Annotated in this window: 26 protein-coding genes; 7 read left to right on the top strand and 19 right to left on the bottom strand. The window is 72.8% G+C overall.

Translation table 11 applies throughout. The annotated features are described in order from the left end of the window. The first annotated feature begins 40 nt into the window (after window positions 1–40). Window positions 41–679: a 3'-5' exonuclease gene (locus IW245_RS38205; protein ID WP_197007919.1), complete on the top strand. Its 639-nt coding sequence runs from the start codon at window positions 41–43 to the stop codon at window positions 677–679. Window positions 680–754: 75 nt separating this feature from the next. Here IW245_RS38205 and rnhA read toward each other — a convergent pair whose 3' ends face one another. The 7 genes from rnhA to IW245_RS38170 all read right to left on the bottom strand — a co-directional run bounded on the left by rnhA (window position 755) and on the right by IW245_RS38170 (window position 6,318). Continuing rightward, window positions 755–1,321 carry a ribonuclease HI gene (gene rnhA / locus IW245_RS38200; RefSeq protein WP_197007918.1) on the bottom strand — a complete coding sequence of 189 codons (567 nt, stop codon included), beginning with the start codon at window positions 1,319–1,321 and terminating at the stop codon, window positions 755–757. 56 nt (window positions 1,322–1,377) lie between these two features. Beyond that, window positions 1,378–1,782, bottom strand: a complete 405-nt coding sequence (locus IW245_RS38195; protein WP_197007917.1) for a nuclear transport factor 2 family protein — start codon at window positions 1,780–1,782, stop codon at window positions 1,378–1,380. Beyond that, window positions 1,773–2,579, bottom strand: coding sequence for an MBL fold metallo-hydrolase (locus IW245_RS38190; protein WP_197007916.1), 807 nt, complete (start codon window positions 2,577–2,579; stop codon window positions 1,773–1,775). The genes IW245_RS38195 and IW245_RS38190 overlap by 10 nt, the downstream gene beginning before the upstream one ends. A gap of 52 nt (window positions 2,580–2,631) precedes the next feature. Continuing rightward, complete coding sequence (locus IW245_RS38185; protein ID WP_197007915.1) at window positions 2,632–3,234, bottom strand: DsbA family protein; 603 nt, start codon at window positions 3,232–3,234, stop codon at window positions 2,632–2,634. Window positions 3,235–3,351: 117 nt separating this feature from the next. Then, complete coding sequence (locus tag IW245_RS42520) at window positions 3,352–3,846, bottom strand: MarR family winged helix-turn-helix transcriptional regulator (protein ID WP_197007914.1); 495 nt, start codon at window positions 3,844–3,846, stop codon at window positions 3,352–3,354. 142 nt (window positions 3,847–3,988) lie between these two features. Continuing rightward, the gene (locus tag IW245_RS38175; RefSeq protein WP_231399077.1) at window positions 3,989–5,557 is read right to left on the bottom strand and encodes a methionine--tRNA ligase; all 1,569 of its coding nucleotides are present in this window, start codon (window positions 5,555–5,557) and stop codon (window positions 3,989–3,991) included. A 170-nt stretch (window positions 5,558–5,727) separates the two neighbouring features. Beyond that, entirely contained in the window at window positions 5,728–6,318 is a 591-nt protein-coding gene (locus IW245_RS38170; RefSeq protein ID WP_233472973.1) for a helix-turn-helix domain-containing protein, read from the bottom strand. Window positions 6,319–6,407: 89 nt separating this feature from the next. Here IW245_RS38170 and IW245_RS38165 point away from each other — a divergent pair, with 89 nt between their 5' ends. After that, window positions 6,408–7,067: an FMN-dependent NADH-azoreductase gene (locus IW245_RS38165; RefSeq protein ID WP_197007912.1), complete on the top strand. Its 660-nt coding sequence runs from the start codon at window positions 6,408–6,410 to the stop codon at window positions 7,065–7,067. Then, window positions 7,064–7,384, top strand: a complete 321-nt coding sequence (locus IW245_RS38160; protein WP_197007911.1) for a DMT family transporter — start codon at window positions 7,064–7,066, stop codon at window positions 7,382–7,384. The genes IW245_RS38165 and IW245_RS38160 overlap by 4 nt, the downstream gene beginning before the upstream one ends. A gap of 58 nt (window positions 7,385–7,442) precedes the next feature. On the opposite strand, the gene IW245_RS38155 is transcribed toward IW245_RS38160, so the two are convergent. The 11 genes from IW245_RS38155 to IW245_RS38105 all read right to left on the bottom strand — a co-directional run bounded on the left by IW245_RS38155 (window position 7,443) and on the right by IW245_RS38105 (window position 17,531). Further along, on the bottom strand, window positions 7,443–7,868 hold the full coding sequence (locus tag IW245_RS38155) for a hypothetical protein (RefSeq protein WP_197007910.1): 426 nt from the start codon (window positions 7,866–7,868) through the stop codon (window positions 7,443–7,445). A gap of 156 nt (window positions 7,869–8,024) precedes the next feature. Further along, window positions 8,025–8,975: a glycoside hydrolase family 18 protein gene (locus tag IW245_RS38150; RefSeq protein WP_197007909.1), complete on the bottom strand. Its 951-nt coding sequence runs from the start codon at window positions 8,973–8,975 to the stop codon at window positions 8,025–8,027. 151 nt (window positions 8,976–9,126) lie between these two features. Then, window positions 9,127–10,914 carry an acyl-CoA dehydrogenase gene (locus IW245_RS38145; protein ID WP_197007908.1) on the bottom strand — a complete coding sequence of 596 codons (1,788 nt, stop codon included), beginning with the start codon at window positions 10,912–10,914 and terminating at the stop codon, window positions 9,127–9,129. Further along, window positions 10,911–11,558, bottom strand: a complete 648-nt coding sequence (locus IW245_RS38140) for an HAD family hydrolase (RefSeq protein WP_197007907.1) — start codon at window positions 11,556–11,558, stop codon at window positions 10,911–10,913. The genes IW245_RS38145 and IW245_RS38140 overlap by 4 nt, the downstream gene beginning before the upstream one ends. Next, on the bottom strand, window positions 11,555–12,736 hold the full coding sequence (locus IW245_RS38135) for an acyl-CoA dehydrogenase family protein (protein ID WP_197007906.1): 1,182 nt from the start codon (window positions 12,734–12,736) through the stop codon (window positions 11,555–11,557). The genes IW245_RS38140 and IW245_RS38135 overlap by 4 nt, the downstream gene beginning before the upstream one ends. Next, on the bottom strand, window positions 12,737–13,771 hold the full coding sequence (locus IW245_RS38130) for a phosphotransferase family protein (protein ID WP_197007905.1): 1,035 nt from the start codon (window positions 13,769–13,771) through the stop codon (window positions 12,737–12,739). Then, a complete protein-coding gene (locus tag IW245_RS38125) occupies window positions 13,768–14,742 on the bottom strand; it encodes an NADPH:quinone oxidoreductase family protein (protein ID WP_197007904.1) in 975 nt (324 codons plus the stop codon). The genes IW245_RS38130 and IW245_RS38125 overlap by 4 nt, the downstream gene beginning before the upstream one ends. After that, window positions 14,739–15,575: an SDR family NAD(P)-dependent oxidoreductase gene (locus IW245_RS38120; protein WP_197007903.1), complete on the bottom strand. Its 837-nt coding sequence runs from the start codon at window positions 15,573–15,575 to the stop codon at window positions 14,739–14,741. The genes IW245_RS38125 and IW245_RS38120 overlap by 4 nt, the downstream gene beginning before the upstream one ends. Then, window positions 15,572–16,048, bottom strand: coding sequence for a MaoC family dehydratase (locus IW245_RS38115; RefSeq protein WP_197007902.1), 477 nt, complete (start codon window positions 16,046–16,048; stop codon window positions 15,572–15,574). Before IW245_RS38115 ends, IW245_RS38120 begins: the two co-directional genes overlap by 4 nt. Then, window positions 16,045–16,797 carry an SDR family oxidoreductase gene (locus IW245_RS38110; protein ID WP_197007901.1) on the bottom strand — a complete coding sequence of 251 codons (753 nt, stop codon included), beginning with the start codon at window positions 16,795–16,797 and terminating at the stop codon, window positions 16,045–16,047. The genes IW245_RS38115 and IW245_RS38110 overlap by 4 nt, the downstream gene beginning before the upstream one ends. Further along, window positions 16,794–17,531, bottom strand: a complete 738-nt coding sequence (locus tag IW245_RS38105; protein ID WP_197007900.1) for an SDR family oxidoreductase — start codon at window positions 17,529–17,531, stop codon at window positions 16,794–16,796. Before IW245_RS38105 ends, IW245_RS38110 begins: the two co-directional genes overlap by 4 nt. 69 nt (window positions 17,532–17,600) lie before the next feature. On the opposite strand from IW245_RS38105, the gene IW245_RS38100 reads away from it, so the two are divergent. From IW245_RS38100 to IW245_RS38085, 4 genes are all read left to right on the top strand, one after another. Further along, entirely contained in the window at window positions 17,601–18,290 is a 690-nt protein-coding gene (locus IW245_RS38100) for a TetR/AcrR family transcriptional regulator (RefSeq protein ID WP_197007899.1), read from the top strand. Between the two features lie 122 nt (window positions 18,291–18,412). Next, window positions 18,413–19,150 (top strand): S1 family peptidase, encoded by a 738-nt coding sequence (locus IW245_RS38095; protein WP_197007898.1) that lies wholly within the window; start codon window positions 18,413–18,415, stop codon window positions 19,148–19,150. Window positions 19,151–19,284: 134 nt separating this feature from the next. Further along, a complete protein-coding gene (locus IW245_RS38090) occupies window positions 19,285–20,250 on the top strand; it encodes a LysR family transcriptional regulator (RefSeq protein WP_197007897.1) in 966 nt (321 codons plus the stop codon). Beyond that, on the top strand, window positions 20,247–20,495 hold the full coding sequence (locus IW245_RS38085; RefSeq protein WP_197007896.1) for a LysR family transcriptional regulator: 249 nt from the start codon (window positions 20,247–20,249) through the stop codon (window positions 20,493–20,495). The genes IW245_RS38090 and IW245_RS38085 overlap by 4 nt, the downstream gene beginning before the upstream one ends. A 44-nt stretch (window positions 20,496–20,539) precedes the next feature. Here IW245_RS38085 and IW245_RS38080 read toward each other — a convergent pair whose 3' ends face one another. Then, window positions 20,540–21,838 (bottom strand): citrate synthase, encoded by a 1,299-nt coding sequence (locus tag IW245_RS38080; RefSeq protein ID WP_197007895.1) that lies wholly within the window; start codon window positions 21,836–21,838, stop codon window positions 20,540–20,542. Window positions 21,839–21,939 lie beyond the last annotated feature (101 nt).

Below are 21,939 nucleotides of genomic sequence, written 5' to 3'. Positions count from 1 at the left end.
CCGAACTCCTACGGTGGAGTCAAACCCCGTTGGAGGTGTCGTGACCGGCTTTGCCGTGGTGGACGTCGAGACCACCGGACCGCTCCCCGGCCGCCAGGACCGGATCACCGAGATCGCGGTCGTGCACGTCGGCCCCGGCGGCCAGATCGTCGACGAGTGGGACAGCCTGGTCAACCCCGAACGCGACCTCGGCACCCAGGAGATCCACGGGATCAGGGCGTCGGACGTGCAGTACGCGCCGACGTTCCGCGACCTGGCGCCCAGGGTCGCCGAGCTGCTGGCCGGCCGGGTGTTCGTCGCGCACAGCCTGCCCTACGACCGCGCTTTCGTGCGGGCCGAGTTCGACCGGCTCGGCATCCGGCTGCCGTTCGACGAGGCCCCGGGCCTGTGCACGATGGAGCTGGCCGGGCAGTTCCTCGCCACGTCGTCGCGGTCGCTGGCCGGCTGCTGCGCCGCCGCCGGGGTGCTCCTGACCGACCAGCACCGCGCGCTCGACGACGCCCGCGCCGCCGCAGGGCTGCTGCGGCACTACCTGCACCGCTCCACGGCCCTGGACTGGAACGGCCACCTCGCCACCGCCGCCGCGGCCCGCTGGCCCATCCTGCCCCGCCGGTCCGCCCGCCCCGTGCGGCGCGGCGCCACCTCGCACTTCCTGGACCGGATCACGACCATCCGCTGAAGAGCGGAAACCCATCAGCCGGTTACGGAGGGGCCGACCCGGCACGCGTCGGCGGCGGCGTGCCGCCCGGTTCTGTCAGAACAGGGCCGGGGGCCCGGTCACCGGGGCCGCCGGGCGGCGGATCCGGACCGCCGCCGAGTGCGGGTCGATGCCCGCCGCGCGCAGCGTCTCCTCCAGCCCCTGGTTGGCGAGCCGGTCGGCGCGCTCGTTCTCCGGGTGCCCGGCGTGGCCCTTGACCCAGTGCCACTCCACCTGGTGCACGGCCACGGCGGCGTCCAGGCGCTGCCACAGGTCGACGTTCTTCACCGGCTGGCGGGCGCTGGTCTGCCAGCCGTTGCGCTTCCACTTCGCCACCCAGCCGGTGATCCCGTTGCGCACGTACGTGCTGTCCGTGAACAGTCGGACCGTCACCGGCCGCCTCAGGCTCTCCAACGCGCGGATCGGGGCCATCAGCTCCATCCGGTTGTTGGTGGTCTCCGTGGCCTCGCCGCCGCACAGCTCCTTCTCGTGCCCCCCGTACCGGAGCAGCGCGCCCCAGCCGCCCGGCCCCGGGTTGGGCACGCACGCGCCGTCGGTGTAGATGTCCACGACCTGTTCCGTCACCGACGCAGGATAGCCCCGGCCGACCCGCCGCCCGGTCATCGCCTCCCGACGCGCAACCCGGCCCGGGAGTCATCGCCTCGCGAGGCCGAACCGGGTCACGGGGTCATCGCGTCGCGGACGAGTGCCGTGTCCACGAACTGTTCGAAGCGCACGATCAGCCCGCCCCGGACGACGAAGTGGTGCGCCACCCGCGCCGCGAGCGCCTTGCCGGTCACCCTGTTCTTCGCCGTGTAGCGCGCGAGGACCACCACGTTCTCCCCGTCGACGACGTACGTGTCGTCGTGGGCCGCCCAGTCGTCCCAGTCCGCGCCGAGCGCCTCCATCACGTGGGTGGTGACACCGACCGGGGTGCGGTACGTCCCGGCGAGCGGGAAGCCGGCCATCTCGGTCCACTCGACGTCCGGGGCGAGCGTGGCCCGCAGCGCGTCGAGGTCCCCGGCCGCCGACGCCAGGTACTGCCGCCGCACGACGTCGGCCGGGGACTCCGGGGTCAGCCCCATGTCATCTCCCCCTTGGCGACCTTCGCGCCGATCTGCGCGGCGATCAGCATCCCGGCGTGCGGGTACCGCCGGACCATCGCCGCCGTCAGCTCGGCCCCCGTCCCGGCCACCGACAGCTCGTCGTCGAACGCCTCCAGGTACCCCTTGGTGTGGGCCAGGGCGGTGACGTCGGTGGCGGTACCCGGAAGGCGGTGTCCCGGGACGACCAGCGCCGGGTCGAGGGCCGCCATCTCGTCCAGGAGCGCGATCCACGCCGCGCGCTGCTCCGGTTTCGCGGTGTCGGCGACCCAGACGTGCTCGGCCTGGAACACCAGCACCCCGCCGATGATCGCGCGGTGCTCGGCCTGCCACAGGTAGTGCCGGTCCGGCAGGGTGGGGTGCCCGCCGCGCAGCGCGAACGTGTACCCCTCGAACACGATGTCCGTGGTCAGCGGGGCCAGCACGACCAGCCGGGTCGGTCGGTTGACGCCGACCGGCTCCCAGGCGGCGAGCTTGGCCTCGTAGCTGGCGGTGATGTGCTCGATGACCAGCGGGGTGGCGAGGATCCGCGCGTCGGGGAACGCGTCGGCGACGACCTCCAGGCCCCAGTAGTAGTCGGGGTCGCCGTGGCTGACGAACACCGTGGTCAGGGTCTTGCCGGAGTCGAGGATCGCGGCGACCAGGCGGTGGCCGTCCGCGCGGGTGAAACCGGCGTCGACCAGCATGGCTTCGTGCTCGCCGGTGACGAGGGTCGCGGTCTTGTTCAAACTGGCGACCGGGAAGTCCAGGTCGATCACGGTGAAGGTCAGCGGTGCCATGGTGTGTCCTGTCTGTCGTGGTGGTCGGAGGCCGCGCCGTCGGTCCGGGTGGTCATCGGAGGCGGCGGTCGACGGCGTCGGCGTCGGCGTGCCCGACCGCGAGGACCGTGGCGCGGTCGCCGTCGACGGCGAGCAGGGTCGGGAAGCCCTCGACCCCCAGTTCCCGGGAGCGGCGGAAGTCGGTGGCCGCGGCGGCCCGGGCCGCCGGGCCCTCGAAGGCGGCGACGAGCGCGTCGGCGTCCAGGCCGTGCCGGGCGGCGAGCACCCGGTAGGTCCCGGGGTCGGAGAGGCTGAGGCCGTCGACGTAGAAGGCGGTCTGCAGGGCGTCGGCGAGTTCGACGGCCCGGTCCAGGGCGAGCGCGCGGAGGGCGGCCATGCCACGGGCCGCCGCCTCGGAGTCCATCACGAAACTTCCGTCGGCGATGAGGCTTTCATACCCTTTTCCGAAGGGTACGCCGGTCAGGTCGCCGATCTTCGCGTTCGCCTCCTGGACATAGCCGAACTGGCGGATGGGCACCCGCCGCGCGCCGGTGAACAGGCCACCGGACACGACCTCGACCGGGAGTCCCGGGTGGCGTCGGGTGACCTCGGCCATGGTGGGCGCGAACCCGTACGACCAGCCGCAGTAGGCGTCGAAGACGTACACGAGCTTCATGGGACGTGCCTTTCGGTGCTGAATCCGGAGCGGTCTGCCTGACACAACAGTATCTGACGCGTCAGGCATTCCGGATGTGACGCACACCGCCCCGCAGGGCGTCCCCCGGGGGCGGACTCAGCGTAGGCGGGGCAGCGCGTCGCGCGCGGCGAAACTGAGGATCCGCAGGTCCTCGACGAACTGGTCGCGGTGGTCGGCCGGCAACGGCTCGAGGAAGTACCGCCGGATGTTCTCCACGTGCGACCGGGCCGCGCGCACCGTCGTCTCCTCGCCCAGCGGGGTCAGCCGGACGACCTGCACGCGGCGGTCGCCCGGGTCGGCGGCCCGCACCACGAGCCCGGCGTCGACCATCCGGTCCACCAACCGGGTCGCGCCGCCCGTGGTGAGCACCTGCTCCTGGGCGACGGCCCGCATCGTCATGCCCGGGGCGCCGGCCCGGCCCAGGATCAGCAGCACCTCGAACATCAGGTGGCTGATCCCGCACTCCTCCTCGATGGCCCGGCCGAGGATGTACTCCAGCCGGTTGGCCGCGCCGAGCAAACGGCCGAAGCCCAGCACCCTGGCGTCGTTGGCCGCCTGCTCCGCCGTCGAGATGTCCGCGTCGTCCGTCACGGGGTCCATCATCCCTGCCGGGGCCGCGATCGGGCGGGCGGCACGGCTCCGAGCGCCACGGCGCCGGACGGGAGGCACGAGTCGCACGCCACGACGCTGGGCGGGAGGCACGGGGCCGCCGGCCGGCACCGCGGGCGGCCGGTCAGGGCTCGAGTCGGGGGTACACCGGGCGCGGGGCCGGGAGCCGGCCGTCGACGGGCGCGCAGCTCTCCAGGACCCGGGCGGCCGTCGCCGGCACGAAGGGGGCCAGCTCCGCGCCGAGTACCCGGCACGCGTCCAGGAGCACCGCGAGGATGCCGCCGACCGGGACCCCGGCCCGGGCCAGCTCCCAGGGTCTGGTCTGCTCCAGGTAGCGGTTGGCCTCCTCGACGATCGTCCACACCGCCCCGACGGCCCGGCGGAAGTCCGCCAGCCCCAACGCGGCGTCGACCAGGCCCGGCGCGTCCCGACAAGCGCGGAGCAGCGCGGCCGGATCCCCGACCCCATCGGGCACCGACCCGCCCGGACCCGCCGCGCCGACCCCGAGCCCACCGGCCCCCGACGCACCCGGGTCCGGCGCGCCCGCCCCGACCCCACCGGCGTCGGACGGGCCCGGGCCCGCTGCCCCGGGCCAGGTCAGGCCGTGGCGGCGGGCCAGGGTGGTGACGCGGTGGACGAGGTTGCCGACGCCGCCGGCCAGGTCGCCGTTCGCGCGGGCGATGAGGCGGGCCTCGGTGAAGTCCGCGTCGCCGACCCGGGGCACCTCGCGCAGCAGCCACCAGCGCACGGCGTCCGTGCCGTACCGGGACGCGAGGGCCACCGGGTCGACCCCCACGCCCGACGACTTGCTGATCTTGTGGCCGTCGACCGTCAGGTAGTCGTGCACGAGGATCTCGGTGGGCAGCGGGAGCCCCGCCGACAACAGCAACGCCGGCCAGTAGACGGCGTGGAACCGCAGCACGCCCTTGCCCACCAGGTGTACCCTTCGGTCCGCGCCGGCCCACCACCGCTCGTACGCCGCGCCGCCCGTGCCGTAGTCGAGACTGGAAACGTAGTTGCCGAGCGCGTCCCACCAGACGTAGACGACCTGGTCGGGGTCGCCGGGGACCGGGATCCCCCAGCCCCGGGCCCGGTCTGTGGAACGGGAGACGGACAGGTCGCGCAGTCCACCGTCGAGGAAGGCGAGCACCTCGTTGCGGCGCGCGGCGGGTTCGATCCGCAGCCGGCCGGAGGTGATGGCGTCGCGGACCGGGTCGGCGTACCGGGACAGGCGGAAGAACCAGTTGTCCTCGGCGATCAGCTGGGGCGGATCGGGGTGCTCCGGGCAGCTGTCGACGACGTAGTGTTCGCAGCCGACGCAGTACAGGCCCTCGTAGCGGGAGCGGTACAGGTCGTGGGCGCAGTCCCGCCACAGCCGCTCGACGCCGGCCGGGTGCCGGGGGTCGGCGCTCGTGCGGAGGAAGTCGTCGAAGGACAGGTCCAGCGGGGTACGCAACGCCTCGAACGCCGCGGCGTTGCGGTCGACGAGCTGGCGGACCGGTACCCCCGAAGCCTCGGCGGCGAGCACGTTCTTCAGTGAGTTGTCGTCGGTGCCGGTGAGCAGCCGGACGTCGTCGCCCCGGCGGCGGTGGTGCCGGGCGAGGACGTCGGCCTGCACCGCCTCGAGGGCGAAGCCGAGGTGCGGGGCGGCGTTGACGTAGGGGATGGTCGTGGTGAGGAAGATCGTGGTCATCGGTAACCTCCGGGACGACGGCCCAGGGCTCCGGACGCGGCCCTGGGAAACCAGGGCCTCGCGCGCGCGTCAGCGGCCCCGGGAGCGGGGCATCATGACGGGGCGCGACAGGTTCATGCCGACAGGCTACGCGGCACCCGTCCGGCCGCCGAACGAATTCCCCCCGGGCGTCACGGTTCCGTGAGGACCCCGTGCGCCAGACGGGTCAGAGCCGCCGTGATCTCCGCGACCCCGATGCCCCGTGCGCGCTGGTAGTCGAACACCTCCGGAGCCAGGGGCGCCAGCAGCGCGTCCGTGAGCGCGTCGGGACCGGCGACCCCGGCCGCCGCCACCAGGGAACGGACGTGGGCGCGCCAGAAGCCGTACGCCCCGGTGGCGAAGCGGGAGTGGCCGGTCTCCGCGCCGAGCACCAGGTGGTGGTGCCGTTCCAGCAGGGCGGTCATGGCGGCGTAGAAGGCCGCGAGTCGGGCCGCCGGGGGCGCGCCGGGGCCGAGCGGGGGTTCGCCGCCCAGCAGGAGCTCCTGGAGGGCGCGCTCGTGCTCGTCGAGGAGCGCGACGGCGATCGCGGCCCGGTCGGGGTAGCGCCGGTAGAGGGTGCCGCGGCCGACGCCGGCCGCGCGGGCGATGTCCTCCATCGTGACCGCCGCCGGGCCCTTCGTGGCGAACAGCTCCTCGGCGGCGGCGAGCACCCGGGCGCGGTTGCGGGCGGCGTCGGCCCGCTCTCTGGCTGGCTCCGGCCGACCGGGCACGTCGGTGGTCACGCGCATCACCCTACTACAACTGGACGCCCCGTCCACTTATGGCTACGGTGATAACCGGACACGGTGTCCACTTACCCCGGAGGCTTCCGATGACCCACCTGCTGCACCTCGACTCCAGCGCCAGGAGCCGGTCGTTCTCGCGCACCCTGACCGGCCTGTTCGCCACTGCCTGGCGCGCCGCCAACCCCGCGTCGACCTACACCCACCGCGACCTCGTCGCCAGCCCCGTGCCCCCGATCGGCGAGGCCTGGACCGAGATCTGCGACCACCTCCTCACCCACCGGATCACGGACATCGACCGGTACGCCGAAGCCGTCACCACCCCCGCCCGCCGCGCGGCGTGGGCCACCGTCGCCCCGCTGCTCGACGAGCTGGTCGCCGCCGACGTGGTCCTGATCGGCGCGCCGATGTACAACTACTCGGTCCCCGCGGCGCTCAAGGCGTGGCTCGACCAGGTGACGTTCCCCCGGATGGACCTGTCCGGGCGGTCGTTCGTGGTGGCGAGCGCGCGGGGCGGGTCGTACCAGCCCGGGGCGCCGCGGGCGCCGTTCGACCACCAGGAGCGCTACCTGCGCGACTTCTTCGCCGGGCACTACGCGGTCACCGACGTCACGTTCGTGACCACGGAGCTGACCAACGCCCTCGTCGACCCCGTGCTCGCCGACCTCCGCCCGGATCAGGAGGCCTCGCACGCCGCCGCCCTGGCTCAGGTGGACGAACTGGTCGCCCGGTTCACGTCCGCGCCGTGAGCTGGGTGGTCCTCGTCCTCGCCGGCCTCGTGGAGGTGGTGTGGGCGCAGAGCGTCAAGCCGACGGAGAACTTCAGCCGGCCGTGGCCGACCCTGGTGTGCTTCGTCCTGGGCGCGGCGTCGGTGTACCTGCTGTCGCGGGCGATGAACGGGCTGCCGGTGGGGACGGCGTACGCGGTGTTCACCGGGATCGGCGCGGTCGGCACGATCGTGCTCGGCATCGTGGTGCACCGCGATCCGGTGAGCGCCGCCCGGCTCGCGGCGCTGTCCCTGATCGTCGGGGGCGTGGTCCTGGCCCGGGTCACCTCGGAGACCTGAGCACCGCCGACCACCGCCGCGCACCGAGGGCCGAGGGCCGGTAGCGCGACAGGCGGGGCTACTCGTCGTCCAGCTCGTAGACGCGTTCCTCGAGGAGTTCGGACGCGCGGGGCAGTTCCTCGTCGAGGTCCAGGTAGGTGCGGTCCCGGCGCGGCGCGCCACCGAGGCCGTCGTCCAGGCCCGTCGCCACCCAGGAGAACACGCCGCGCAGCTCGCCCACCGCGTCGGCGCTCGCCACGCACAGTTCGAAGCCCACCGCCAGGCCCGCGCGGGTCGGCACCACCCGGTCGGGGTCCTCGGGCACCCGCCGGCCACCGGTCAGCAGGTACGGCTCGCCGACCAGGCGGAGCCACATCAGCGCGGCGGTCTCGTTCTGGCTGGCCAGCATGGTGCCGATCGCGGTCCGGACGGCCCCGGCCGGGTCCTCGCCCATCCAACCCAGCCCGTGGTCGCGGTCGGCCAGCGGCCCGAAATCGTCGAACATGATCCGGAATCATAGCGAGTCGATCACGGTGCCGGACAGGGCCGCGAGGGCACGGGGGCACCGACTCCTCGGGGCCCGGGACGGGTCCGCCGGGGCCGAGCCGGGGCCGGGACCAGGAGCCCTGGCCGGGGCCTCTGGTCCCGGCCAGGGCCTCGGTCAGCCGGTGAACTGGGCGATCACCTTCGTGTAGTCGAGCTTGCCGTCCCGGTTGAGCTCCCAGAAGGTGTAGCGGGCGAGGTGGTGGGAGTTGGCGTACCCGAGCATCGTGCGGAAGTTGGCCACGGTCACGGTCTCGCCCTCGTCGGTCTTGCCGTTCATCGAGGAGATGCCCTGCATGGCGTAGATCTCCGCGTCGCTCTTCGTCTTGTAGGCCGCCTTGAGCTGCCTGTGCAGACCCTCACTGGCCTGCAGGCTGAGCTTGCCCATGTCGCTGCCGCTCTGGCCGCCGAAGTCGAACGGCATGATCGTCCACACGTGCACCGTCGCGCCGAGGGACACCGCCTGGCCGGGGATCTTCGCCTCGGCGCCTTCGAGGCCGTTGACGCCGGTACCCAGGGTCATGACGATCTGGATGTTCGGGTTCTTCTGTTTGGTGATCTTCAGTGCGCCGAGCACCTTCGCCGCCTGGGACACCTCGCCGGCCTCCAGGTCGATGTCGATGGTCTTGAGCTGGTAGGCGTCGATCACCTTCTGGTACGCCCCCGCCAGCGCCGACGCGCTCGAACACGCGTTGCCGAGCTTGTTGCCCGAGTAGCCGCCGAAGGAGATGACCACGTCGCCGCCCGCGCCCCGGATCGCGGCGATCCGGTTCTTCACCGCGGAGTTGGACAGCGCGCCGGCCTGGTCCCACACCGGGTTGCACCCGTTGCTCGCCAGGATGAACGCGAGCGTGAACGCCTTCACCCCGGTCTGGTGCATCACGGTCACGGGGTCCTTGCCGCCGAGGACCGGGTAGATGTAGGGCGCGCCGCCACCGGGCGCGGCCAGTGCGCCGGCCTGGGGCGCGGCTTGGGTGGCCACCGGGGTGGCCTCGGCCTGGCCGGCGCCGGACAGCGCGCCGAGGAGCAGGGCGGCCAGGCCCACCGCGAGGATCCTGTGACGTCTCATGGCAGCTCCGAACACTCGAGGGGAAGTGGTGCCCACGAGTCTGCGCATCGGGACCGGCCCGGAAGGAGCCACTTTCCGCCCACCGGGAAGGATTCCGGCACCTCCAGGGAGCCACCTGGCCGGCGCGGCCCCGCCGCGCCGGCCAGGATGCTCAGAACGCGCCGTCCGGGATGTCCATCAGGGCGTTGTCCGTGCCGTCCAGCACCGCGCGGCGGACGCCCAGCTCCGGGAGGACCGTCGTCGCGAAGAACCGGGCGACGGCCAGCTTGCCGGCATAGAAGTCGGCGTCGGCCTGCCCCGACCCGGTGGCCAGCGCCGCCGACGCCACCTGGGCCTGCCGGATCAGCAGCCACCCGATCACCAGGTCCCCCACGCTGATCAGGAGTCGGGTGGTGTTCTGGCCGATCCGGTACACCTCGCTCGCGTCGCCGCCGGCCTTGTCCCGCCAGCCGAGCATCGTGTCCACCATGCCGCGCACGTCCGCCAGCGCCGCGGCCAGCGCGTCGCGCTCCGTCGGGAACCCCGTGAGCCCTGCCAGGAACTCCTCGATCTCCCCGGTGAGCACGGCGAACGCCTCGCCGCTGTCGCGGGCTATCTTGCGGAAGAAGAAGTCCTGGCCCTGGATGCCGGTGGTGCCCTCGTACAGCGAGTCGATCTTCGTGTCGCGGACGTACTGTTCGATCGGGTAGTCCTGGAGGAACCCCGAGCCGCCGAGGGTCTGCAACGACAGGGCCAGCATCTCGTAGGACCGCTCGGAGCCGACGCCCTTCACGACCGGCAGCAGCAGGTCGTTCAGGCCGGCCGCGAGTTCGGGGTCGCCGGGCCGGTCCAGCCAGCCGGCCGTGTAGAGGTAGACGGCGCGCAGCCCCTCGGCGTACGCCTTCTGCAGCATCAGCATCCGGCGCACGTCCGGGTGCCGGTCGATCGTCACCCGGGGCGCGGACTTGTCGGCCGCCCGGGTCAGGTCCGGCCCCTGCACCCGGGAACGGGCGTAGTCCAGGGCGTTGAGGTAGCCGGTCGACAGGGTCGCGATGGCCTTCACGCCGACCTGCATGCGGGCGGACTCGATCACCTTGAACATCTGGGCGATGCCCTCGTGCACCTCGCCGAGCAGCCAGCCCACGGCCGGTTCGTGCTCGCCGAACCGCAGCTCGCAGGTCGTGGACACCCGGATTCCCATCTTCTTCTCGACGTTCGTCGCGTACACGCCGTTGCGCTCGCCGAGTTCGCCCGTGGCCGGGTCGAAGCGGAACTTCGGCACCACGAACAGGGAGAGGCCCTTCGTGCCCGGGCCGGCCCCGTCCGGGCGGGCCAGGACGAAGTGCACGATGTTGTCCTCCAGGTCGTGTTCGCCGGAGGTGATGAACCGTTTGACGCCCTCGACGTGCCAGGTGCCGTCGGGCTGCGGGAGGGCCCTGGTCCGGCCCGCGCCGACGTCGGAGCCCGCGTCGGGTTCGGTGAGCACCATCGTGCCGGCCCAGCGCTTCTCCAGCATCACCTCGCCCATCCGGCGCTGCTCCGGGGTGCCGAGGTTGTAGAGCAGGCCGGCGAAGGCCGGGCCGCCGCCGTACATGAAGACGGGGGCCTGGGCACCCTGGACCATCTCGACGAGGGCCCACCACAGCATCCGGGGCGCCGCCGTGCCGCCGAGGCCGACGGGCAGGTCGAGGCGCCACCACTCGGCGTCCATGTACGCGCGGTACGAGCGGCGGAAGCCCTCGGGCATCGTCACCGAGTGGGTGGCCGGGTCGTAGACCGGCGGGGTGCGGTCGGACTCCACGAAGGACTCGGCGACCGGACCGGTGGCCAGCCGCTCGACCTCGGCGAGGATGTCGCCGACGGTGTCGGGGTCGAGGTCCGGGTAGCGGCCCAGATCCAGGTCGAACACCTCGAACAGGTTGAACCGCAGGTCACGGAGGTTGGCGCGGTAGTGGCTCATCGGGGCTCCCCCGGGTCGAGGCTGGCAAGGTCGGTGCCGGCACGGTCGCGGCCGGACAGGTCGAGGTCGAGCAGGGTGTCGAGGGCGCGGATCGTGTCGGCCGCGTCGCTGTGGTGCACGGTCGCCATGCCCAGCGCTCGGGCCGGCCTCAGGTTCCCGGCGAGGTCGTCGACGAACACGCACTCCGCCGGGGTCAGGCCGATGGCCGCCGCGCCGAGTTCGTAGATCGCCGGGTCGGGCTTGCGGACGCCGACCGTGCCGGAGAGGACCACCCCGTCGAAGAGCGCCGCCAGGTCGGTGTAGCCGTCGGGGCCCCAGGAGTTGGAGACCAGGCCGGTGCGGACGCCGAGCGCCCGGGCCCGGCGCACGGCCGCGCGCATCGCCGGGTCGGGGCGCAGGTCGGCCATCAGGCGGGGGACGAGGCCGGCGGCGGGCACGCCGAGGAGTACCGCGAAACGGGTTTCGAAGGTGTTCACCGGCAGTGTGCCGAGTTCCAGGCCGGCGAGGAGCGGGTGGGCCTCGGTTCGCAACAGGGTGGCCACCCGGTCCGCCGGCAGCCCCTCGCGGGCGCAGAACCCGGCGAAGGACGCGAAGACGTCGGAGGTCAGCACCCCGCCCCAGTCGATCAGCAGACCCTTTCTCATGGGTACCGCCGCAGCTCCCGCCGGGCCAGCGACATCCGGTGCACCTCGTCGGGCCCGTCGGCCAGCCGCAGCGAACGTGCCGCCGCCCACAGCCCGGCGAGGGGGAAGTCCTGGCTGACCCCGCCGCCGCCGTGGGTCTGGATCGCCTTGTCCAGCACCCATTCGGCCATCCGCGGCGTCACGATCTTGATGGCCTGGATCTCGGTGTGCGCGCCCTTGTTGCCGACGGTGTCCATCAGCCACGCCGTCTTGAGGACCAGGAGTCTGGCCTGCTCGATCCGGACCCTGGCCTCGGCGATCCAGTCGGCGACGACGCCGTGCTGGGCGATCGGTTTCCCGAAGGTGGTGCGCTCCTGAGCCCGGCGGCACATCAGTTCCAGGCCGCGTTCGGCCATCCCGATCAGGCGCATGCAGTGGTGGATCCGGCCGGGCCCCAGGCGGGCCTGCGCGATCGCGAACCCCTCGCCCTCGCCCGCGACCAGGTTCGCCGCCGGCACCCGGACGTCGGTGAACGCGATCTCGGCGTGCCCGCCGTGCGGCCCGTCGTCGAAGCCGAACACGTGCAGGCCGCGCCGGACGTCGACGCCGGGAGTGTCGCGGGGTACCAGGATCATGCTCTGTTGGCGGTGCCGGTCCTCGCCACCGGTGCGGCCCATCACGACCAGGAGTTCGCAGCGCGGGTTCATCGCGCCGGAGGACCACCACTTGCGGCCGTTGATGACGTAGTCGTCGCCGTCGCGGACGATGCTGGTCGCGATGTTCGTGGCGTCGGAGGAGGCCACGTCGGGCTCAGTCATGCAGATCGCGGACCGGATCTCGCCGGCCATCAAGGGCGTCAGCCAGCGTTCCTTCTGCGCCCCGGTGCCGAACATGTGCAGCACTTCCATGTTCCCGGTGTCCGGTGCCGAGCAGTTCAGCGCCTCGGGGGCCAGGTAGGGGCTGCGGCCGGTGATCTCGGCGAGGGGCGCGTACGTCTGGTTGGACAGGAGGAACAGGTTCCAAAGTCCGCGCCTGCGGGCCTCGGCCTTCAGGTCCTCGATGACCGGCGGGGTGGTCCAGCGCTCGCCGGCCGCGACCTGTTCGGCGAACACCGGCTCTGCCGGGTACACGTGCGAGTCCATGAACGCGAGCAGCCTCCCGCGCAGCTCCTCGGTCTCCGCGTCGTACGAGAAGTCCATTCAGTGCCCCTTGTCCTCGGCCAGCGCGGCGTGCCCCAGCCCGACGAGCGGCGCGACCACCTCGCCGATCCTGTCGAAGCCCCCGCCGACGGTCTGACCCGCCGTGTACCGGTGGTGGATGCCCTCGGCGATCACCGCGAGCTTGAAGAACCCGAACGCCGTGTACCAGTGCAGCCGCGACAGGTCCACCGCGCGCCGGGCCGCGTACCGTTCGATCAGCTCGGGGCCGCCCGGGAAGTTGTCCGTGACGGCGTCGGACACCGCGTTGGCGGGCAGGTGCGCCAGGCCGGTCCAGTAGACGAGGAAGACGCCCAGGTCCGTGAGGGGGTCGCCCAGGGTGGCCATCTCCCAGTCCAGGACGGCCGCGATGGTGTCGTCGGCGGCGACCAGCACGTTGTCGAGCCGGTAGTCGCCGTGCACGATCGCCGGCCGGCCGCTGTCGGGCACGTCGGCGGCCAGGGCGGCGTGCAGCTCGTCGATGCCCGGTATCTCCCGCCCCCTGGACGCGTCGAGCTGGGTTTTCCACCGGCGCAGCTGGCGTCCGAGGAACCCGTCTGGGCGGCCGAAGCCTTCGAGCCCGACGGCGCCCGGTTCCACGTCGTGCAGGTCGGCGAGGGTGTCCATCAGCGCGTGCGCCACGGTCCTCGCCCGCGCCGGGTCCAGCACCGCCGTCTGGGCCGCCGAGCGGTACACCGTGCCGTCCACGTAGGACATCAGGTAGAACGGCGCGCCCAGCACCGCCGGGTCCGGGCAGTGCGCCACGGTCCCCGGCACGGGCACCGCCGTGGCTCGCAGGGCGCCGAGCACCGTGTACTCCCGGCCCATGTCGTGCGCCGTCGCCAGCACGTGCCCGATCGGGGGCCGGCGCAGCACCCAGCGGTGCGTGCCGTCGCCGAGCACGTAGGTCAGGTTCGACTTGCCGCCCACGATCCGTTCGGCGGTCAGGTCCCCGGTGACGAGGCCCGGGTGGGACGCGTCGAGCCAGCCGCGCAGGGCCGCGAGGTCCACGCCGCGCCGCGGTTCCGCCGTGCTCACGGCGTCACCACCACCCGGCCGACCGTGTCCCCGGCGGCGAGCCGGGCGATGCCCTCGGCGGCCTGGTCGAACGAGATCCGCTCGCCGATCAGCGGGCGGGCCAGTTCGGCCTCGGCGAGTTTCGTCAGCTCGCGGTGCGCCTCGCGGACGGCGTCGGGGTCCTGCTGGCGGTAGAGGCCCCAGTGCAGGCCCAGTACCGAGTAGTTCTTGATCAGCACGTGGCTCATGGCCTGCGAAGGGATCACGCCGCTGGCGAATCCGACCACCACGATCCGCCCTTCGAACGCGACGCACTTCGTGGACCGCTCGAACGCCGACCCGCCCACCGGGTCGAAGACGACATCCGCGCCCCGGCCGCCGGTGGCCTCCTTGACCTGGAACACGAAGTCCCCGGCATGCCGGTCGATGACCAGGTCGACGCCCAGGTCATGAGCCACCCGCACCTTGTCCGGGCCACCCACGACGCCGATGACGTACGCCCCCGCCGCGAGGCCGAGCTCGACGGCGGCACTGCCGACCCCGCCGCTCGCCGCGTGCACGAGCAGGGTCTCCCCCGCGCGCAGGCCGGCCCGGCGGTGCAGGGCGAACCACGCCGTCTGGTAGCCGATGTGGAACGCCGCCGCCCGCGCGTCGTCGAGAACGTCCGGCGCGGGGAAGGTGTCCGCCGTGTCCATCAGCGCGTAGTCGGCCAACGCGCCGGAGGTGGCGGCCGGCGTGCCGATCACCCGCTGCCCGACCGCGAAGCCGTCGCCCGCCGTCACCACCTCGCCGCACAGCTCCACCCCGGGCGTGAACGGCAGCGGCGGCCGCACCTGGTACTGGCCCCGGCACATCAGCGCGTCCGGGAAGTTCAGCGCCACGGCCAGCACCCGGACGAGGATCTGTCCCGGGCCGGGGGCGGGCGTGGGGACGTCGGCCAGTTCCATCACGTCGACCGGCTCCCCGAGCCGCGTCACCTGCCAGGCCCTCATCGGGTCTCCTCCGTGTCGTCGTGGGTCGCGCGGTCCCGGCGTGCCGGGGTGGAGCCGCTCCCCGGGGTGTCCAGGTGGGACTGGAGCCGGCGCATCGCCGTCAGCCAGCGTTCCGGGTCGGCGGCCTTCGCCGCGTGGTACCCGGCGACCTCCGGGTGCGGCAGGATCAGGAACCGGCCGTCGGCCAGCGCCTCGACCACGGCGTCGGCGACCTGCTCCGGGGTCAGCGCCGTCTCGTCGAGCATCAGCCGGCCGGCCCGCCCGGAGGCCTCCAGCATCGGGGTGCGCACCCCCTGCGGGCACAGCGCCTGCACGGTGATCCCCCGGTCGGCGTACGTGGCCGCCAGCCACTCGGCGAACGCCAGCGCGCCGTGCTTGGTCACCGAGTAGGGCGCGGAGCCGAGCATGGTCAGGAGCCCGGCCGCCGACACCGTCGACAGGAAGTGGCCCCGGCCGCGGTCCAGCCAGCCCGGCAGCAGCGCCCGGGCGGCCCGGACGTGGGCCATCACGTTGACCTGCCAGGCCAGGTCCCAGTCGGAGTCGGGGGCCTCGGGGCCGCCGGCCGTGCCGACGCCGGCGTTGGCGCAGAACAGGTCGACCGCGCCCAGGTGGTCGACCGCCGTGCCGACCAGAGCGGCGGCACCGTCCGGAGTGGACGCGTCGCCGGGTGCGGCCCAGCCGTCGACCTCGGCGGCGATCCGGGCGGCGGCGGTCGCGTCGAGGTCGTTGACCACGATCCGGGCGCCCTCGGCGGCGAACCGGCGGGCGAGGGCCGCCCCGATCCCCGAGCCGCCGCCGGTGATCACGACGCCGGCACCGGCGAGGGTGGTCACGGGGCCTCCCCGTAGAAGCGGGCCACGGACTCCGCGACGCAGACCGGCCGGTCGCCGCCCTCGCGCTCGACCGTCACGAGACACGTCACCTGGGTGCCGCCGGCGACCTCCGTCACCTCGGTGACCCGCACCCGGCCGCGCAACCGGGAGTCGACGGGCACCGGCGCCGGGAACCGGACCTTGTTCAGCCCGTAGTTGACGGCCATCCGGACCCGGTCCACGAGCAGCCGGTCCAGGGTGATCACCGGCAGCAGGGACAGCACGAGGAAGCCGTGCGCGATCGTCGACCCGAAGGGGCCGTCGGCCGCCCGGACCGGGTCGACGTGGATCCACTGGTCGTCGCCGGTGGCCGCCGCGAACCGGTCGATCCGTTCCTGGTCGACGACGACCCAGTCGCTGTGGCCGAGGTCGACCGGTGCCGCGGCGCGCAGCTCGTCGAGGGAACCGAACCGCCGCGCGGGCCCGGCCGTCATCCCAGGCCGCCCGACAGGGTCAGCCCGCCGTCCACGACCACCGTCTGCCCGGTCATCCACCCCGCGTCCGCCGAGGCCAGGAACGCCACCGCCCCGGCCACGTCCTCGGGAATCCCCAACCGCTTCAACGGGTACGTGTCGGTCACCCGCTGCTCGCGTCCCTCGTACAGCGCCGCGGCGAACACCGTCTTCACGATCGCCGGGGCCACGGCGTTGACCCGGACGTCCGGCCCCAGCTCTGCGGCGAGCTGCATCGTCAGGTGGATCAGGGCCGCCTTGCTCGCGCCGTAGATCCCGATCCCGGCGGCCGGCCGCAGTCCCGCCACGGACGCCACGTTGACGACCGCACCGCCGTGTTCGGCGAACCAGGCCCGGTGCGCGTGCCCGACCCAGCCGAGCGCGGCGAACACGTTGACCTCGAAGACCTTGCGGACGGCCGCCGGGTCCGCGTCGACCATCGGCCCGTACACCGGATTGATCCCGGTGTTGTTGACCAGCACGTCGAGCCGGCCGAAGGTGTCGAGCACCCGGGCGACCGTGTCGGCCTGGTGCTCGGGATCGTCGGCCTTCCCCGCGACGGCCATCGCGCGGTCGGGGCCGAGGGCCTTGACCGCCTCGTCGAGGGCATCGGGCTTGCGGGCGGTCAGGCAGACCCTGGCCCCCTCGGCGACGAGCCGTTCGGCGATGCCGAAGCCGATGCCCCGGCTGGATCCGGTGATGAGGGCGACCTGCCCGTCGAAGCGCGTCACATGCTTATCCCGCCGTCGACCGGGAGGACCGCCCCGGTGATGTACCCGGCCTCGTCGGAGGCCAGGAAGCCCACCGCCGCGCACATCTCCGTCGGGTCGGCGAACCTGCCCATCGGGATGTGCGCGGTGAGCTCCGCGCGCTTGGCGTCCGGGATGGACGCGATCATGCGGGTCTCCGCGTTCGGGGAGATCGCGTTGACCGTCACCCCGAAGTGGGCCAGTTCCTTGGCCGCCGTCTTCGTGAAGCCGATGATGCCGGCCTTGGCCGCGGCGTAGTTGGCCTGGCCGGTGTTGCCGTGCAGCCCGGTGTAGGAGGTGACGTTGACGACCCGGCCGGAGCCCTGGGCCCGGAAGTGCGGCACGCAGGCCCGGGTGAACCGGAAGGTGCCGCCGGCGTGCACCGCGAGCACGGCGTCCCAGTCCTCGTCGGAGATCTTCCACAGCACGTTGTCGCGGAGGATGCCGGCGTTGTTGACCAGAATGTCGACCCGGCCGGTGGCCTCGACGGCTGCGGTCACGACCCGCTCGACGTCCGCGGTGCTGCTCACGTCGGCGGCGATGCCGGTGGCGCCGACGCTGCCTGCGGCCTTCGCCAGCTCCTCGGCGTCGAAGTCGACCAGGAAGACGGTCGCGCCGGCCTGTTGGAAGAACCCGCCGAGTGCGAGGCCGATGCCGCGGGCCGCGCCCGTGACGATGACCGTTCTGCCAGAGAAGTCGTAGCTGAGGTTCCCCATATTCGGACTTTCCTCCTGATTTCACAGGGCTACCCGGAAGTAATCAAGCGCTTGCTTAGAATGCTGGTCATGTACCACGATGTCAACGACCCCCGAACGCCCGTCGAGGGCGGCCTGGACGAGGCCGAGGCCCGGGCCCTCGACGAGAACTGGTCGGAGGTCCAGCCCCCGGCGGCCCGGCAGATCCTGATCGCCGCCGTCGAGGCGTTCGCCACCCGGGGCTACCACGCGACCACCACCCGCGACATCGCCAGCCGGGTCGGCCGCTCCCCCGCCGGGGTCTACGGCTACTTCCGCTCCAAGGAGGAACTCCTCTACCGGATCAGCCTGATCGGCCACCAACGCACCCTGCGGACCATCACCGACGCGGCCGGCAGCGACGCCGACCCGGTGGCCAGGATGCGCGCCGTGGTCAGCGACTTCGCCGCCTGGCACGCCCGGCACCACACCACGGCCCGGGTGATCCAGTACGAGCTCGGGGCGCTCAGCGAGGCCCACCACGCCGAGATCGCGGCCCTGCGCCGGCAGATCGACCGGGTGGTCCGCGAGACCCTCGACTACGGGGTGGCGCGCGGGGCGTTCGACGTGCCCGACGTGCCGGGGACAGCGCTCGCCCTGCTCAGCCTCAGTATCGACGTGGCCAGGTGGTACCGCTCCACCGGCCGGCTGGGGCCGGAGGACATCGGCGCGCTGTACGCGGACCTGGCGCTGCGGATGCTGCGGACGCCAGAGCATCGCCCCCTGACATCTGGCCACTGAGGACCGACCTGCCCTACATTGACCGTCATTGGTGCCGCATACGCAGCGGCAGCCATCGGCGTCCCGGGCCGGGCCGCGCGCGACGCGTTCCCGGGCCGGCGTCACAACAGGGAGGCCCCTCAATGAAGTTCCTCAGATTCGCAGTAGTGGTCGCCGGAGCGGCGCTGGCCGTCGCGGCCGCCTCCGCCCCGGCGTCGGCCGCCCCGCCCGCCCAGGGCATCGTCGGCGGTGGCGCGGTCGGCACCGCCCCGTCGTGGGCCGCGGCCGTCGGCGACAGCAGCGGCATGTGGTGCAGCGGCACCCTCGTCGCACCACAGTGGGTGCTCACCGCCGGGCACTGTTCCGGCGCGACCCGGATCCGGATCGGTTCGAAGAACCTGAACAGTGGCGGCACGCTGGCCACGGTGTCCAGGTCGGTCAAGCACCCGAACTACAACGGTGGCGCGTACGACTTCCGGCTCTACAAGCTCAGCAGCCCCGTCAGCCAGGCCCCGGTCTCCCTCGGCACGGTGTCCCCGGCGGTCGGCTCGGCGATCACGCTGTACGGCTTCGGCCAGACCTGCGCCCCGTACGGCTGCGGCGACATGAGCTCGGTGCTCAAGTCGGTCGGCACCACGGTCACCTCCGACGCCAACTGCGGCGGGATCAGCGGCCCGGTCGAGCTGTGCTTCGACACCTCCACCAGCGCCACCGACTGCTACGGCGACTCGGGCGGCCCGGCCATCGCCGCCGGCAAGCTCGTCGGCGTCACCAGCCGCGGCGCGGACGGCCCCGGCGCGGACACCTGCGGCAAGACGAACTCCATCTACGGCGACGCGACCGCCGTGAACAGCTGGATCCGGTCGACCACCGGGATCTAGGCACCACTCCGCGGCCCCCGGGAGCACCCCGGGGGCCGTGCCCGATATCCATAACGTTGAGTTAATAGTCTTGACCCGGCCCGTACATCCGGACGTACCCTGAGCAACCCGGGGACGCGTACCGGAAGGCCGCCATGAACATTGACCTCAGGCACCTGCAGATCCTCGTCGCTGTCGCCGACGCCGGCAGCATCCGGGGCTCGGCCACCCGGCTGCGCCTGGCACAGCCGTCCCTCACCCGGCAACTGCACCGGATCGAGGCGGCGCTCGGCGGCGCGGTGTTCGACCGCACCCCGCACGGTGTGCTGCCCACCCCGGCGGGCCTCGAGATCCTGACCAGGGCCAGACGGGTACTGGCGGACGTGGACCGGATGTGGACCGGTGCCGCGGAGATCCTCGGCCAGCTCGCCTCGCCCCCGGCCCGGGTCGGCGGCGTGCTCGGCGCGTTCACCGACGCCCTGGTGCCCGCCTCGGAGGCTGTCGGCGACGCGCCCGTGACCAGCCACGGCGACCCGAGCGTCAGCCGGCTGGTGGACGCGCTCGCCGCCGGTCAGCTCGACGCGGCGGTGCTGCACGAGTTCCCCGGCTTCACGCTGCGGCTGCCGCCGTCGTTGGCCACCCGGCACCTGATCACCGAGCCGATCTTCGTCGGGCTCGACGAGAACCACCCGCTCGCGCAGCGGCCGGAACTCGACCTCGCCGACCTCGCGCCCCGGGACTGGGCCCTGCCCCGCGCCGACGACGGCGGCCTGCACGCCAGCTTCCACCGGGCTTGCGCCGACGCCGGGTTCACCGCCAGGGTCCGGCACTGGACCGGGGACTCGGCGTCCGTCGCGCCGCTGCTGGAGGCCGGGGCGGTGTGCGGGCTGTACCCGACGACGTTCGTGCAGCCCGGAATCCGGGCCCTGCCGCTGACCGGGGCCCCGCTGCGCCGACGGGTGCTTCTCGCGTGGCGGCGCGACTCGTTCGTGGACGGCCGGACGGAGGAGTTCATGGCGCACCTGTTCCGCAGCTACGCGGCCATCGTGCACCGGCGGCCGGCGTACCGCGCCTGGTGGGCCCGGCACGCCTCCCACGCGTCGCCGGGCCTGCCGTCGTGAACCTCGAGGTGGGGCACCTGCGGCTCGTGGTGGCCGTCGCCGACGCCGAGGACGTGCGCGCGGCGGCGCACCAGCTCCAACTCACCCAGCAGAGCCTGTTGGAGCGGCTGGCCCGGATCGAGGCGGCGTTCGGCGGGGCGCTGTTCGCGCACGGCGGCCAGTACCTGGAGCCGACGCCCGCCGGCCGGTACGTGATCGGCTGCGCCCGGGGCATCCTCGACGCACTGGAGGATCTGGGCGGATGAGAAACGGGCCCCGGCGGTGTGCCGGGGCCCGTTTCGCGCGATGGTTACGCCGGGTAGTGGCGCTCCGTCGGGCCGGTGTAGACCTGGCGCGGACGGCCGATCTTCGTCGCCGGGTCCGAGATCATCTCACGCCACTGGGCGATCCAGCCGGGCAGCCGGCCGAGGGCGAAGAGCACGGTGTACATCTTCGTCGGGAAGCCCATGGCCTTGTAGATCAGGCCGGTGTAGAAGTCCACGTTCGGGTACAGCTTGCGCGACACGAAGTAGTCGTCGGCGAGCGCGATCTCCTCGAGCTGCATCGCGAGGTCCAGCAGCGGGTCGGGCTTGGCCATCCGGTCGAGCACGTCGCGGACGGCCTTCTTCACGATCACCGAGCGCGGGTCGAAGTTCTTGTACACCCGGTGCCCGAAGCCCATCAGCTTGACGCCCGGCTCCTTGTCCTTGACCCGGCGGACGAAGTCACGCACGTCGCCCCCGGACTCCTGGATGCCGGCGAGCATCTCCAGCACGGCCTGGTTCGCGCCGCCGTGCAGCGGGCCGGACAGGGCGTGGATGCCGGAGGACACCGAGGCGAACAGGTTCGCGTGGCCGGAGCCGACGAGGCGCACCGTCGAGGTGGAGCAGTTCTGCTCGTGGTCGGCGTGCAGGATGAGCAGCATGTCCAGGGTGCGGGCGACGACCGGGTCGACCTCGTACGGCGTGGTGGGGACGCCGAAGGTGAGGCGGAGGAAGTTCTCCACGTAGCCCAGGGAGTTGTCCGGGTACATCAGGGGCTGGCCGATGGACTTCTTGTACGCGTACGACGCGATGGTCGGCAGCTTCGCCATCAGGCGGATAGTGGACAGCTCCACCTGCGCGGGGTCGAACGGGTCGAGGCTGTCCTGGTACCACGTGGACAGTGCGCTCACGCCCGAGGACAGCACCGGCATCGGGTGCGCGTCGCGCGGGAAGCCGTTGAAGAAGCCGCGCATCTCCTCGTGCAGGAGGGTGTGCATGCTCAGCTTGTCGGTGAACTCGGTGAGCTGGGCCGGGGTCGGCAGCTCGCCGTAGATCAGCAGGTAGGACGTCTCCAGGAACGACGACTTCTCGGCCAGCTCGGCGATCGGGTAGCCCCGGTAGCGCAGGATGCCGGCGTCACCGTCGATGAAGGTGATGTCGGAGGTGCAGGAGGCGGTGTTCACGAAACCCGGGTCGAGGGTGACGTGGTCGGTGCTGCTGAGCAGCTTGCCGATCCCGAGGCCGCCCGGGCCGTCGGTCGCCCCGGTGACCGGCAGGTCCAGCGAGCCGGCCGGGTGTTCCAGCTTGAACGACCCGTCCGCGTGGTCCAGCTTGAAATTCGTCATCCCGCTCTCGCTCCTTCGTGGTCCAGGCACAGCGTACGTCCCCTGCGGAGAGCCCCGAGCGGGAACGGTGAGGTCGGCGGTGTGTGCAGCCAGCCAGCCAC

It is taken from the genome of Longispora fulva (assembly GCF_015751905.1).
Lineage (GTDB): Bacteria > Actinomycetota > Actinomycetes > Mycobacteriales > Micromonosporaceae > Longispora > Longispora fulva.
The sequence above is the reverse complement of the archived record's forward strand: the minus strand, read 5'-3'. Positions and strand labels throughout refer to the sequence as shown.

What these genes read in the sequence shown, in the direction of transcription:
- rnhA (WP_197007918.1), bottom strand. Translation starts at nt 1,321, where the DNA reads ATGACCGGGCGGCGGGTCGGCCGGGGCTATCCTGCGTCGGTGACGGAA.
- IW245_RS38195 (WP_197007917.1), bottom strand. Translation starts at nt 1,782, where the DNA reads ATGGGGCTGACCCCGGAGTCCCCGGCCGACGTCGTGCGGCGGCAGTAC.
- IW245_RS38190 (WP_197007916.1), bottom strand. Translation starts at nt 2,579, where the DNA reads ATGGCACCGCTGACCTTCACCGTGATCGACCTGGACTTCCCGGTCGCC.
- IW245_RS38185 (WP_197007915.1), bottom strand. Translation starts at nt 3,234, where the DNA reads ATGAAGCTCGTGTACGTCTTCGACGCCTACTGCGGCTGGTCGTACGGG.
- IW245_RS38175 (WP_231399077.1), bottom strand. Translation starts at nt 5,557, where the DNA reads ATGACCACGATCTTCCTCACCACGACCATCCCCTACGTCAACGCCGCC.
- IW245_RS38165 (WP_197007912.1), top strand. Translation starts at nt 6,408, where the DNA reads ATGACCCACCTGCTGCACCTCGACTCCAGCGCCAGGAGCCGGTCGTTC.
- IW245_RS38155 (WP_197007910.1), bottom strand. Translation starts at nt 7,868, where the DNA reads ATGTTCGACGATTTCGGGCCGCTGGCCGACCGCGACCACGGGCTGGGT.
- IW245_RS38150 (WP_197007909.1), bottom strand. Translation starts at nt 8,975, where the DNA reads ATGAGACGTCACAGGATCCTCGCGGTGGGCCTGGCCGCCCTGCTCCTC.
- IW245_RS38145 (WP_197007908.1), bottom strand. Translation starts at nt 10,914, where the DNA reads ATGAGCCACTACCGCGCCAACCTCCGTGACCTGCGGTTCAACCTGTTC.
- IW245_RS38140 (WP_197007907.1), bottom strand. Translation starts at nt 11,558, where the DNA reads ATGAGAAAGGGTCTGCTGATCGACTGGGGCGGGGTGCTGACCTCCGAC.
- IW245_RS38135 (WP_197007906.1), bottom strand. Translation starts at nt 12,736, where the DNA reads ATGGACTTCTCGTACGACGCGGAGACCGAGGAGCTGCGCGGGAGGCTG.
- IW245_RS38125 (WP_197007904.1), bottom strand. Translation starts at nt 14,742, where the DNA reads ATGAGGGCCTGGCAGGTGACGCGGCTCGGGGAGCCGGTCGACGTGATG.
- IW245_RS38115 (WP_197007902.1), bottom strand. Translation starts at nt 16,048, where the DNA reads ATGACGGCCGGGCCCGCGCGGCGGTTCGGTTCCCTCGACGAGCTGCGC.
- IW245_RS38105 (WP_197007900.1), bottom strand. Translation starts at nt 17,531, where the DNA reads ATGGGGAACCTCAGCTACGACTTCTCTGGCAGAACGGTCATCGTCACG.
- IW245_RS38100 (WP_197007899.1), top strand. Translation starts at nt 17,601, where the DNA reads ATGTACCACGATGTCAACGACCCCCGAACGCCCGTCGAGGGCGGCCTG.
- IW245_RS38095 (WP_197007898.1), top strand. Translation starts at nt 18,413, where the DNA reads ATGAAGTTCCTCAGATTCGCAGTAGTGGTCGCCGGAGCGGCGCTGGCC.
- IW245_RS38090 (WP_197007897.1), top strand. Translation starts at nt 19,285, where the DNA reads ATGAACATTGACCTCAGGCACCTGCAGATCCTCGTCGCTGTCGCCGAC.
- IW245_RS38080 (WP_197007895.1), bottom strand. Translation starts at nt 21,838, where the DNA reads ATGACGAATTTCAAGCTGGACCACGCGGACGGGTCGTTCAAGCTGGAA.